Genomic DNA, 13,370 nt, shown 5'->3' on the forward strand with positions numbered 1-13,370 from the left:
TTTAAAAAATTAAAACTTTAAGATTCTATGTTGTTTTTGAATACCTTGCTCCAGATAGTTGAGCATGTAAATACCTGATTGCAAGCTTGATAAATCAAGAGCAATACGGTTTTCAATTTTTTCAACTTGAATTGGAATAGACTTTCCATTCAAATCCTTCAGAAGTATCTGTTTAATTTGCTCTGCTGACTCAATGTAAATTCTGTTTTGAGTAGGGTTTGGAAATAGTTTTGTTTTCGTTATTGTTTGAATGGGTCTTTCAGCTAGAACTATATCAGATTGTGCTTGCTCATCGATATAATTCTCAATCGGCTCACTCGTCAATATTCTAAACTCTCCCGAAATTAGATTGATAGCTACTTCACTTTCGATTTCTACTTCTTGACCAGTAAGGTAATTGTACCAAGTACCTGCTTGCAAAATTTGTTGATCGAAGGTTTGGGTACTTTTACTAAAATTACCCATCATCACAATTTTTACGTCATCATTATTATAGCGAGCCCATTTTAAATCTCCACTTCCAGACCATTGAAAGTTGTCTTTATTTAAATAATCCGTGCTCGTTTTTAATTTGATTAGACTTTGATAAACCTGGAACAGTTTGTTGCGCTCAGGATCATCAAGATACTCCCAACGGGTTGGTTTTACGCCTAGTCGATCATTATTAAGCTCTTCATCATAGCCAAACTCACCAAATTGCCAGATCATTTTCGGACCTGGGACTAAGAAAAATAAAGCAGCGTTCAATTTCAATCTCTGCATTTGCTGTGCTAAATTCTGACTTGAACTGTTTTTTAGATCCCAAGCCACACGTTCTTCGTCATGGCTTTCCATGTATCCAATTACATGGGGTTCATTCCAACCCTTCACCTGGTAGCTCAAGCCACTAACATTGGCACTATTCCCTTTAGCTAGATTTCTGAAATTGTGATTTTCATTTCCCCACAGCATCATTCCATATTCAGCAAGCTCTTTTTCTTCAGTATTCTCAGCAAAATGCTCTAAAATCACATACGAATCAGGATCAACTGACCACTGCTCATCTGCCATTCTCTTTAATAATGCGACCCTGGAAGCATCATATTGACCCCAAGCGCCAACATTACCTAATGTGCTCTTTTGCGTGAAGCCTTTCGATAAATCATATCTGTAACCATCTACATGATATTCTTCCAACCAATACGCCACTACTCGATCCACATAATCTTGAGTGTATTGACTCTCATGGTTCATGTCATAGCCCACATTAAAATCATGGCGAGGACTGGTATTAAACCAAGGGTTTTGAGAAGTTGGATTTCCGTAATCTCCTTCATTGTATAATCTTGCTAATGAGTTCCTGCCAAATTGATGGTTTAAAGCAATGTCTAAAATTATGGCCATTCCTCTGCTATGCGCTTCGTTTACCAAAGTCTTAAAATCATACTCGGTACCGTAAAATTTATCCAAAGCCAGCATAGAATAAGGATTATATCCCCAGCTCAGGTTGCCCTCAAATTCCATTACCGGCATGAACTGGATGGCATTAATTCCGAGATCTTCTAAATAATCCAACCTGTCAGTGACAGCCTTGTATGTTCTTAACTCTGTAAAATCTCTTATTAATAATTCATAAATGACAAGATCTTCATTAGCAGGCCTTTGAAAATCACTGTCCGTCCAGTCAAATTGTGTTTTGTTAGTTTGAAGGTAACTAACTGCATGAGAAGTTTTGCCAGAAGGATATGGCATTAACTCAGGATATCGATTATCTCGTATTATTTCAGGATCATCATATTCTGACCCTATTTTTTCTGCATAAGGATCAGCTATGGTAATTTCCCCATCTACCAAGTATTGAAACTGGTATTCTTCACCTGGGATCAAAGCACTCACCTCAAGCCAAAATTGATCACCATCTTTTTTCATTAAGTATTGATCAGAAAGACTCCAGTTGTTGAAAGTGCCAATCAAAAATACATTTTCTTTATTGGGAGCGGTTAACACTAAATGTACCGTGGTAGCATCATCTCCATAATTAATTCCATCTTGCAATCCTGCTGGAAGAGGTTCATTAGACACTACCGGATTTACTATGTAGGAATAATTAAATGCCTCTGAATCAGTACCATTATTCACCTTCATAATTAAATCATGAGCCACACCATCGTCAATTACGGTATGCTCGAAAGAGAACTGAGTTATTCCAGATTCTTGATATTCTAAGATACCGTCAACGAAGAACTCAAATGTAGAATTCTCCGAAGAAGACAACTCTACATTAATAATATCATCGGCTTCATAAAAACCGTAGTTTCCAAATGGAGAAGAAATATTAACTGAAAAACCTTGACTTATTTCTACTGTAAAATCAGTTGATTGCCCATCTGACCAATCATTACCTTTTAGGAGCATGCCAATTTCAGTAATGTCATCTGCACTTTGGTTGTAAAATAGTGTTGGAGTTAAAGAAATACGGAACAGCGTTTGTCCGTTTTCATTGAGTTTTTGAAGTTTGGCTTGAGCGGTTGCTTCAGGATCAGAATCAGCAGGATTAATATTAGAGGGAGCATCTGTAGTGCTATTATTGGGTAACCACATCCACATATAAGCATCATCCAATGATGATAGACTAGTGCCGGTTACATTGTAAGTGATCGTAATTTGCTCATCTGCCGAAAAGAATTCTGGCTCGATGGTTGGCTGTAAATTTACATTCTGAGCAAACGATATGAATTGCAGAAATAAAAGTGATATTATGATTAAAAACTTGTTCATAAATAAGAGTTGAGATAAAAAGAATGAGACGGATCAGTCTCATTCTTTTATATTAATGAATTGATTATTCAATAGTGGCGGTATAATTCTCACCGTCAAACGTTAAAGTCACTGTATAACTCTCAGTAGCATCTACACTCAAGTTATCGCCTCCCGCTGTTAAAGCGGCTGGATCTCCACCTAAGTTAAAATCCCAGCTGTCACCAGCTCTGAATTTATACTCACCAGTGAATTCTCCTGTCAGCGTATAAGTGGTTACACCCTCTACAAAACCATCAGTGGCCATATCAACATCCTCTTCCCAACTTGCGGAAGGAGATCCTTCACCTATCACACCCCATCCGGTAGCGCTCATTGTTGAAATCCACGTTCCACCTTCGTCAGCTGTTGATAATGTAATGTAATAGGCACCTTCAGCTGGCGCTTCTATATCTGCTCCATTTACTGCAAGGGTAGCTTCCGAACCATCAGCAGGTAATACGCCACCTAAATTAAAAGTCCAGTCATCATTAGTTCTCAACTTAAATCTTCTCCCCTGATCATCAACACTTGTTTCACCAAAGTAAACAACACCTACCCATTTATGAACACCTTCGTTTAGGCCTACATAATGCATGTTTCTATCAGCATCGAATCCATTAGCGTTTGCACTTCCAATAACACCGAATTGATATTCAGCTGGGTCAAAAGTAATCTCTGGTGCATCACCAGTTCTTTCTTGAGAAAATGCAAATCCATTTTCAATAGAAAAAGCAACTTCTATATCAAATACTCCTTCGTTCTCAGCAGTCATCTCGAAATTACCACCTACATTTCCTGGTTCAAGATCATCAATGGCACCTCCAAAATTAGTAAACATTAAATAACCGTTATCTGAAGTTAATCCTCCATCTGGATCAATCCTTCTATCAATATTCCAGGTGCCATTAAATCTAAATTTATACCATCCAGCCCTTAAAAGAATATCAGAGCCAGTCCAGGAGCCACCTTCTTCATCTACAGAACCTGTGAGTGGAGTATCATCATTTCCACCGTTCGGAGTTGCTGCTCCTATTAAACCAACAGAGTTAATTTTGAATATAACAATTTCACCCGTTAACTCGTCATGAGAAATTTTATAAAAACCTTCTTCAATAGTGAAAGGGTCCCCGCCATCTGTGGCGTCAGTTACTACCTGATATGTTTTTGGCTCTTCATCAGTCCCATAGTTAATTGTTTCGATAGCCCCGCCTATAGTCGCAGCAACTGCACGATCAACCGTTTGAACAATATTATAATCACCGCCAGATAAATGAAAATATCCGGTCACAAAACCTGATCTTTCTTGGGCTCCAAATCCATCAGCTTCCACTTGCTCTGACGTCATTTGCATCGTAGCCAATGGATCTTGACCAGCTGAGATAAGATAAATACCATCTGCTACCGACAATCCATCCTCATCCACTTCAATTGTAGGCTCGTCTTCATCGCATGATACCATAAACATTGTTGCGGTCAGCAACAGTGCCAGGCTCCATAATTTTCTTAAGTTTTTCATAATTTAATTGTTTTAAAGATTATTTGATTTTGAGGTTAAAGCGGCAAAAATTCTGTTGCGCAACTTCATATTCAACAATTCAAGTTTAGGGTAAGAATCAACTTCAAAACAGCTTAATCGAATATTTTTTACCGCAATCGGTTGCGCAATCGTTTGCGTAAATGAAGATTTACTGGGATGCTTGCCTTTGATGAATTTTCTACTTAAATCTGTGAAGATATTTCGAGCTATTTTAAATAATCAGCAGCGAATTAGCTGGTATAATGACGAAATCGCTCAGGAAACGGGATAAATAATAACTCAATGAAAAAGGCTAATATTACCATAAAAGATATCGCAAAAGAATTAGGGGTGTCTCCTTCTACTGTTTCCAGAGCTTTAAAAGACCATCCAGATATTGGTGAGGAGACCAAACGACAAATTAATGATTTAGCCAAAAGGCTGAACTACCAGCCCAATACCGTTGCATTAAGCCTGAGACAGAGCAAAACAAATACACTGGGCGTAATTATACCCGAAATCGCCCACTTTTTCTTTTCTGCCGTGATCAGCGGGATTGAAGACATAGCTCACGATGCTGGTTATCATGTCATTATAACACAATCCAATGAATCCTTTGAAAGGGAAGTCATGAACACGAAGGCCTTATTCAATTCACGGGTGGATGGCATATTAATGTCAGTTTCGAGAGAAACAGAAAATTACGAACACTTACAAAGCCTCTTAGATTATGACATTCCATTAGTGTTTTTTGACAGAATTATTGATTCGCTCAATGCTTGTAAAGTGATTGTGAATGATGAACAGGGCGCTTATGAAGCTACTACTCATTTAATTGAACAAGGCTGTTATCGAATTGCACATCTTGCAGGACCGCAAAACTTAGCCATTAGCAAAAATCGATTGAATGGGTATAAAGCAGCTTTAGCAGACAACCGTTATATGATAGATGATAACCTTATTAAAGTATGCGGGTTGGGTACTTTTGAAGAGGCGGAATCCATTACCAATGAAATTTTAGAATATCGTTTCCCTCCCGATGCGATTTTTGCGAATAACGATGTAGCCGCTTATGGTGCTATGATGGCTATTAGAAAGAAAAAATTGCGAATACCAGAAGATATCGCTATTGTAGGTTTTAGCAACTGGAGATTTTCAAGTCTTATTCAGCCAGCACTCTCTTCCGTTACGCAACCCGGCTTTAAAATGGGCCAAGAAGCTACGCGATTGCTTATGAAACAAATCAATAAGGGGGAAGATGAAGAAAGTATAACGGAAACAATCTCCCTAAAAACCAATTTAGTCGTACGGGAATCGTCTAAAAAAATATAAAGTATTTTATTAATTAAATTTCTAATTACTTAAATCTCCCCTATCTTGATAAAGCCATATTAATAAATTATTAAATACAAATGATTATTTTGCAATCGAAACCGCAAACGTTTGCGCTAAATTTATGTTAAAATCAAGATTATCGGATTCTAATATTCGATAGCTTAGCGGTTCTTAAAAGGCATTACTGATGATTAATTCACAAACTATAGATAGATCAAACCTTAACCTCCACTGCGGAAAAATCGAAAATTATAAGCGTAATGCTTACGGTATTTTTGGTAAAACTGAAAATGCATTTTTCAGAATATCTGTTGTTCAAAGAGGGGTTTTTAAAATCCATTTAAGCCGCACCGAAGAGTTCGATGAACACTCCTATGCAGTAATTTCAAAACCGGTTGGTATCGATTTTTCTATTATTGATGCAAATGGTCATTTAGAGCTAAAAACTGAAACTTTAACCTTAGAGATTAAAAAAGACCCATTTACCATCATTTTTAAGAATGCAGACGGTAACATTATTAATGAAGATGATCCCACTTTAGGCACTTCTTGGATTGGAGAGCAAGTAACCACCTACAAGAGGCTTCAAGAGGGAGAAAGATTTATAGGACTTGGTGAAAAAACTGGCCCGCTTGACCGAAAAGGCAATGGGTATCAGAATTGGAACACCGATCATTTCGGATATCCTCCAGATAGCGATCCCTTATACTGTACCACGCCTTTTTACATAGGAATTCATAACGGACTTTCATACGGACTATATTTAGATAATTCCCACAAAACACATTTCAATTTCGGAGCTTCTAACCGAAGATTTTCTAGCTTTTCAGCAGATCAAGGTGATATGGCCTACTATTTCATTCATGAAGAAAACATAGAAGGAATTATCAGCTCTTATACGGATTTGACTGGAAGAATGGAGCTCCCTCCTATTTGGAGCTTGGGCTACCAGCAATGCCGATACAGCTATAAGCCAGATAAAGAAGTATTAAGCATTGCCAAATTCTTTCGAGAAAAAGAAATTCCCGCGGATGTTATTGTACTAGACATCCATCATATGGAGCAGTACAAGATATTCACTTGGGATGGGAAAGATTTTCCAAATCCTCTGCAAATGATTAAAAAGCTAGAAGAAATGGGCTTTAAAGTAGTAGTCATTTGTGACCCCGGAATAAAGATAGAAGAAGGTTACGAAGCTTATGATTCAGGAAAAGACGAAGATGTTTTCATCAAATATCCTGATGGAGAATACTATGAGGGGGAAGTTTGGCCTGGATGGTGCCATTTCCCAGATTTCACAAAACCTATAGTACGAAACTGGTGGCAAGAAAAATTAAAAGCCTATACCGACTTAGGGATCTTAGGACTTTGGAATGATATGAATGAAATTGCTACTTGGGGACAGCATTTACCTGAACTAATGGAATTTGACTACGAAGGTGAAAAAGCCTCTACTCGAAAGGCGAGGAATGTTTATGGAATGCAAATGGCCAGAAGTACTTATGAAGGTGCTAAGCGAAATTCCCCCAACAAAAGAGTGTTTAATTTAACAAGAGCCGGTTTTTCTGGTATACAACGATATGCTGCAGTCTGGACTGGAGACAATGTAGCCGATGATGAGCACATGTTATTAGGTGTTCGATTGGTCAATAGTTTAGGATTGGCAGGCGTTGCATTCTCAGGATATGATATTGGTGGTTTTGCAGGCGATGCTGATAGTCAACTTTTTGCCAGATGGATCTCAATTGGTGCTTTTGCTCCTTTCTTCCGTGGACATAGTATGATTAATAGTAGAGATTCTGAACCCTGGGCTTATGGAGAAGAAGTAGAGGAAATTTCAAGAAACTATATCAACCTACGCTACAAGATGATGCCGTACATCTATTCAGCTTTTTATGCGGCCCATGAGAAAGGAATACCTGTTGCCAGAAGTTTAGCAATCTATCATCCACATGATGCAAAAATCTACAATTCATTGTATGAAAATCAGTATTTCTTTGGGCCTGATATCATGGTGGCCCCTGTGCCAAGTAAAGTGGATCTAGCTAAAGTTTATTTTCCTAAAGGTGAATGGTACGATTTATTTAATGACACTTATTATGGTGGAAATCAAGAAGTGATTGTTGAATGTCCTATTGAGCGATTACCAGTTTTTGTCAGAGCTTCGGCTATTATTCCTATGCAAGATAAGCTGGAAAATCTAAGTCATAATAATAATGATTGTCTTCATTTGCATATTTATGGGGGAAAGGAAGATAACAGCTACGAGTATTATGAAGATGATGGGGAATCATTCAATCATGTCAGTGGAGAATTTTACAAACGATCGATAGTGTTTAAGCCGGGAAAAAGACAATTGGTTCTCCATTCCAAAAAAGGAGATTACAACTCCCAGTACCATAAGATAAAATTATTCTTCCATGGCTTTGAAGGTAAATTGAATGGTAAAATTCAGGTGAATCAACAAACCGTACCGCTGGAAAAGAAAGATTTTAATTTTGTGGAGCAAATATCAAATTTTGATCCCTTACCCGAAAATGAACGAATCAATTTAAAAGTAAGCGACCTACCTTATGCTATTTTCAATTTGGAAGATGACAATATTGAAGTCAATTGGTGATGGTAAAGAGGACATCAAGTTATGGTACGCTACATTTTAATCATAGCTCATTTCTTTACAGTATTAGATACCTAAACGACACATTGCTAAACCGAGAACTCTTACCACTTTTTAGCTTAAAATTTTAACATGGAAAACGTATCAATTGCATCTGAAAAGCCAAAATTAAACTTTTGGGAAATCTGGAACATGAGTTTTGGTTTTTTGGGAATTCAATTCGGCTTTGCATTACAAAATGCAAATGTAAGTCGGATATTTGAAACGCTGGGTGCAGAAAAAGACAGCTTGCCTATATTATGGCTGGCCGCTCCAGTGACCGGATTAGTAGTTCAACCCATCATTGGATACTACTCTGACAGGACCTGGATTCCTAAATGGGGAAGACGTAGACCATTCTTTGCCATTGGTGCCGTTTTAGCGACCATTGCTTTATTTGTTATGCCTAATTCCCCTAGTTTATGGATAGCCGCTGGTATGTTATGGATAATGGATGGCTCCATTAATGTCAGTATGGAACCATTTAGAGCTTTTGTAGGAGATGTCTTACCTAATGATCAGCGAACAAAAGGATTTGCTATGCAAGCCTTTTTTATCGGTATAGGAGCTGTAATAGCGTCTATCCTTCCCTACGCTCTTACTAATTGGCTGGGAGTTAGTAATACAGCAGCTGAAGGACAGATTCCTGATTCTGTAAAATGGTCCTTCTATATCGGAGGAGTTGCCTTTTTCTCGGCCGTAATGTGGACAGTCTTCAATTCCAAAGAGTATCCTCCTGCTGATATTGAAAAACTTAAATTAGAAAATAGCGAAAGAGGAGTTTTTACAGGTCTAGCAGAATCCTTCATGGGCATATTTACTATGCCTAAAACCATGGTACAATTAGCATTTGTCCAATTTTTTTCATGGTTTGCTTTATTTGCAATGTGGATCTACACAACCCCAGCCGTTACTGAACATATCTATGGCACTACCGATACAAAATCGCTGATCTATAACGAAGGAGCCAACTGGGTAGGCATAATGTTTGGAGTCTATAATGGAGTTGCTGCACTATTTGCTTTCTTATTACCTCAACTAGCCAAATATTTCGGAAGAAAGGGTACTCACTTAATTGCTTTGTTTTGTGGAGCAGCAGGCTTAATCTCTATATTTTTTATAAAAGAACCCAATCTACTAGTTTTAAGCATGATAGGTGTTGGTATTGCCTGGGCTAGTATCTTGTCTGTTCCCTACGCCATGTTAAGTAGTGCTTTACCATCTGATAAAATGGGTTATTATATGGGGGTATTCAATTTCTTTATTGTCATCCCACAAATAGTAGCCGCTAGTATCTTAGGATTTATCCTAAAGAATTTCTTCAACAATGATGCAATTTATGCCTTGATTATTGGAGGTATTTCCATGCTAGCAGCTGGCCTACTGAGCCTAGCAGTACATGATCATGATAAAGAAAAAAAGGTGAATTAATCTAACTAGCTATGTTAATTATGCTCGTGGATGGAATTCTTTTAAAGTTTGGCTTAAAAAATCTCGATCCAAATGCGTATAAATTTCTGTAGTGGTGATGGATTCGTGGCCTAGCATTTCTTGCACAGCTCTCAAATCTGCCCCACCCTCAATCAAATGAGTGGCAAAAGAATGACGGAATGTATGCGGGCTAACTTTCTTTTTTAAACCTGACAAAGACACTTGCTTTTTGATCATTGTAAAAACAGAGATCCTACTTATAGCTCCTCCAAAACGATTTAAAAATACATAGTCCTTGGCTTCAGGCTTTGCATTTTGATGTACCCTCACCTCATTTATATAAATTTTCAAGTGTTTGGATGCGGATTTACCCAGCGGAACTAATCTTTCTTTACTTCCCTTCCCTATTATCCTCAAAAACCCTATATCAAAATAGGTATTAGAGATTTTTAAATGCACTAATTCACTGACTCTTAAACCAGAAGAATAAAGCACTTCTAGCATTGTTACATCTCGCTGTCCATTTCCTGTGCTTCTATCGATGGAGGTAATAATTTTTTCAATTTCCTCAAGACTCAAAACATCAGGTAATTTTCTACCGAGCTTTGGCGCTTCCAGTAGTTCTGCCGGATTATCCTTGATAATATCTTCAAATATCAAGTACTTAAAAAAACCTTTGATTCCAGAGACAACTCTCGCTTGACTATGCACTGTCATCCCCAATTCATTCACATATTCTAGGAAATTATGTAAATCAGTTGCAGAAACTTCAAGTGGACTTAGATTTCGATTGGAGATATCCAAAAACTGTTTTAGCTTTAACACATCATGTACATACGCGGCAACAGAATTGTCCGCCAAAGAACGTTCTAATTGTAGATAATTTCTATATTCAGTTAAAAAAATGTCCCAAGCCATAATCGAATGTAATGGATAAAAAGAGAATCATTATTATTAATGGCCCAAATTTAAACCTTTTAGGCAAAAGAGAACCTGAAATTTATGGAGCAGATTCCTTTGAGGAATTTTTAAAAAAATTGCAAATCAAAAATCCTGAGCTTCATATTGACTATTACCAATCTAACATTGAAGGTAAGCTGGTCAGCAAAATACAACAGGCAGATTCGGATTTTGATGGCATTTTATTGAATGCGGCCGCTTACACGCACACCTCTGTAGCTATACATGATGCTATTGGTGCCATCACTACTCCTGTAGTAGAAATTCATATTTCAAATATTTATAAAAGAGAAGAATTCAGACATAAAAGCATCATATCTTCTAAATGTGTTGGAATGATTTCGGGTTTGGGCCTGAAAGGCTATCAACTAGGCCTGAATTATTTTAAAAACTAAAGAATGAAAATCGCGATAATAGCCCACGATGGAAAAAAACCAGAAATGGTTTCATTCCTCAATAAAAACAAGGATAAGCTCAAGGAAATTTCGTTGGTAGCCACAGGTACAACAGGGAAATATGTGGAAAACACAGGTTTATCAGTGGAGAAATTATTATCTGGCCCTATAGGAGGTGATGCACAAATAGCGGCCTTATCAGCCGAAAAGAAGCTGGAAATGGTACTCTTCTTCAGGGACCCTCTCGGCAAACATCCACATGAACCTGATGTGCAAATGTTGATGCGTATCTGTGACGTTCATAACATTCCGATTGCTACGAATCCCGCAACGGCTCAATTACTGATAGATGCCTTTTGGAGAAAGCAGATGAAATAGTCAACAGTATTGACTGATTATCAAATGATTGAACGATAGTATTCGATCAACCGCATTGTTAAAGTTTTAGAATTGTATTATATTACAAATAACTATAAACTTTTTACGCTATGGCAGAACGCGAATTTATTCAATCAGGAACCACAGGCCCACGTCTAAAGTATCTTTCTAATATTTTCAATAACTATACAACGGCTTGGATCATCTCAGCGCTTCTGGCAACTGCTGCATATGGCTATTTTTTTCAAGCAGATTACTTTCAAGAATCAGGGGCATGGAAATTAGCACTCACTTTGGGAGGCGAATTTTTGGTTGCTCTTCTACTAACTGGATTTGTTACATTATATATCTACGACAAAAGGCAAACCTCTACGCCCATTCAACGTGTTTTCCCTGTTGTAATCTGGGGTAGAAAATTCTTGGTAAAAGTAGGTCCTTTATTACGACAATATCTATTCTCCAACGATCAGGAAGAAACGCCTTATAATAGAATCACTAGAAATTGGATTTATGCCACTTCCGCGGGAGTAAGTAATACGATTGGCTTTGGAAGTCAGATAGACATGGATAAGGTCGGCACCACGCTTATTATGCCTGCGACATTCACTAACACAAAAACAAAAACAGGAGATGAAACCGGTCAATTCTATAAAAAAGTAATCGGAGAACACACTGGCGTTCAACCTTATACACTCAATCACTTTGTACACATCAGTGCTATGTCGTACGGGGCACTTTCCTATAATGCGCATGCCGCCCTAAGTAAAGGAGCTAAAATGGCGGGCATTCTTCACAACACAGGAGAAGGCTCATTAGCTCCTTGCCATGAATATGGTGGCGCAGATTTAGTCTTCCAGATTGGTACCGCTAAATATGGCATAAGAACAGAAGATGGGGTTTTAGATGAGCGACTACTGAAAGAAATGGCGGACCATCCTCAAGTGAAATTGTTTGAGATAAAACTGGCCCAAGGAGCTAAACCTGGTAAAGGAGGCATGTTGCTGAAAGAGAAAATCACGGATGAAATAGCTAAAATCAGAAAGATTCCCATGGGAAAAGATGCCTATGCCCCCGCCCGACATAAAGAGTTTTCTGATGTGGCAGGACTATTTGAATTCATCGATAAAGTAAGAAAGATTACTAATAAACCTGTAGGAATCAAGATGGTAATAGGACATACCGTAGAGATTGAGGACATTGCCAAGAAAATGAAAGATGAACCAGGCAGAGGCCCTGATTACATTGTGATCGATGGTGGAGACGGAGGAACAGGTGCTTCACCTCATGTTTTGAGTTCTTATGCCGGTTTACCTATGAAGCAAGCATTAGCTGTCGCAGACTGGGCTTTAAGACACAATGGCGTAAGAGATAAAGTAGTCCTATTTGCCAGCGGTAAAATCGCTACTACCATCGACATTGCTGTTGCCATGGCATTAGGAGCTGATGCCGTTTACATTGCCAGAGGATTTATGCTTTCATTAGGTTGCATACAGGCCTTAGAATGTCATACTAACTCCTGCCCTACTGGAATAGCTACCCAAAATAAAAGATTGCAAAAAGCATTAGACATTGAAGCTGCTGCCAAAAGAATAGCCACTTATGCCGATGCGCTTTATAAAGAAACCCAGATGCTAGCTGAATCATGTGGCTATGAAAGCCCAAATCAAATCACAGCTGATGATATTATGGTGGTCACCTCCCCTGGCCACTTAGATTACTTATCCGAATTACAAGGAATCTCAGCCTTTGAAGCCAGTCAAGAAAGAAGGTTAGCCAAAGAAAAAAATATGAGCGTTGGGGAGATGAAGATGAGGAGAGAGCAAGTTGAGGATTAGCTATAAAGTACATGCAGACTTAGAATTTTGTCATTAAACAAAAAATTAAGATCATTCTCTAGGGGAGAAAAAAATTGAATTATTAC

At 38.1% G+C, this 13,370-nt stretch carries 9 protein-coding genes; 6 read left to right on the top strand and 3 right to left on the bottom strand.

Features of this window, described 5'->3' with window-relative positions:
- Window positions 1-9: 9 nt before the first annotated feature.
- On the bottom strand, window positions 10-2,757 hold the full coding sequence (locus tag B9Y84_RS04975; protein ID WP_085515968.1) for an alpha-amylase family glycosyl hydrolase: 2,748 nt from the start codon (window positions 2,755-2,757) through the stop codon (window positions 10-12).
- 64 nt (window positions 2,758-2,821) lie between these two features.
- Window positions 2,822-4,294 carry a cadherin repeat domain-containing protein gene (locus B9Y84_RS04980; protein WP_085515969.1) on the bottom strand — a complete coding sequence of 491 codons (1,473 nt, stop codon included), beginning with the start codon at window positions 4,292-4,294 and terminating at the stop codon, window positions 2,822-2,824.
- Window positions 4,295-4,597: 303 nt separating this feature from the next.
- Between B9Y84_RS04980 and B9Y84_RS04985 the strand changes: the two genes are divergently transcribed.
- From B9Y84_RS04985 to B9Y84_RS04995, 3 genes are all read left to right on the top strand, one after another.
- On the top strand, window positions 4,598-5,626 hold the full coding sequence (locus B9Y84_RS04985) for a LacI family DNA-binding transcriptional regulator (RefSeq protein ID WP_085515970.1): 1,029 nt from the start codon (window positions 4,598-4,600) through the stop codon (window positions 5,624-5,626).
- A 190-nt stretch (window positions 5,627-5,816) separates the two neighbouring features.
- A complete protein-coding gene (locus B9Y84_RS04990; protein WP_085515971.1) occupies window positions 5,817-8,249 on the top strand; it encodes a glycoside hydrolase family 31 protein in 2,433 nt (810 codons plus the stop codon).
- Between the two features lie 129 nt (window positions 8,250-8,378).
- On the top strand, window positions 8,379-9,716 hold the full coding sequence (locus tag B9Y84_RS04995) for an MFS transporter (RefSeq protein WP_085515972.1): 1,338 nt from the start codon (window positions 8,379-8,381) through the stop codon (window positions 9,714-9,716).
- Between the two features lie 18 nt (window positions 9,717-9,734).
- Here the strand turns inward: B9Y84_RS04995 and xerD are convergent, their stop codons facing one another.
- Window positions 9,735-10,634: a site-specific tyrosine recombinase XerD gene (gene xerD, locus B9Y84_RS05000; RefSeq protein WP_085515973.1), complete on the bottom strand. Its 900-nt coding sequence runs from the start codon at window positions 10,632-10,634 to the stop codon at window positions 9,735-9,737.
- 11 nt (window positions 10,635-10,645) lie between these two features.
- Between xerD and aroQ the strand changes: the two genes are divergently transcribed.
- The 3 genes from aroQ (at window position 10,646) to B9Y84_RS05015 (ending at window position 13,284) form a co-directional block, all read left to right on the top strand.
- A complete protein-coding gene (gene aroQ, locus B9Y84_RS05005) occupies window positions 10,646-11,071 on the top strand; it encodes a type II 3-dehydroquinate dehydratase (RefSeq protein WP_085515974.1) in 426 nt (141 codons plus the stop codon).
- Window positions 11,072-11,074: 3 nt separating this feature from the next.
- Window positions 11,075-11,449, top strand: a complete 375-nt coding sequence (locus B9Y84_RS05010; RefSeq protein ID WP_085515975.1) for a methylglyoxal synthase — start codon at window positions 11,075-11,077, stop codon at window positions 11,447-11,449.
- A gap of 110 nt (window positions 11,450-11,559) precedes the next feature.
- Window positions 11,560-13,284 (top strand): FMN-binding glutamate synthase family protein, encoded by a 1,725-nt coding sequence (locus B9Y84_RS05015; RefSeq protein ID WP_085515976.1) that lies wholly within the window; start codon window positions 11,560-11,562, stop codon window positions 13,282-13,284.
- Window positions 13,285-13,370: the final 86 nt, after the last annotated feature.

This window comes from Marivirga sericea, assembly GCF_900177665.1.
In the GTDB taxonomy this organism is placed as follows: domain Bacteria; phylum Bacteroidota; class Bacteroidia; order Cytophagales; family Cyclobacteriaceae; genus Marivirga; species Marivirga sericea.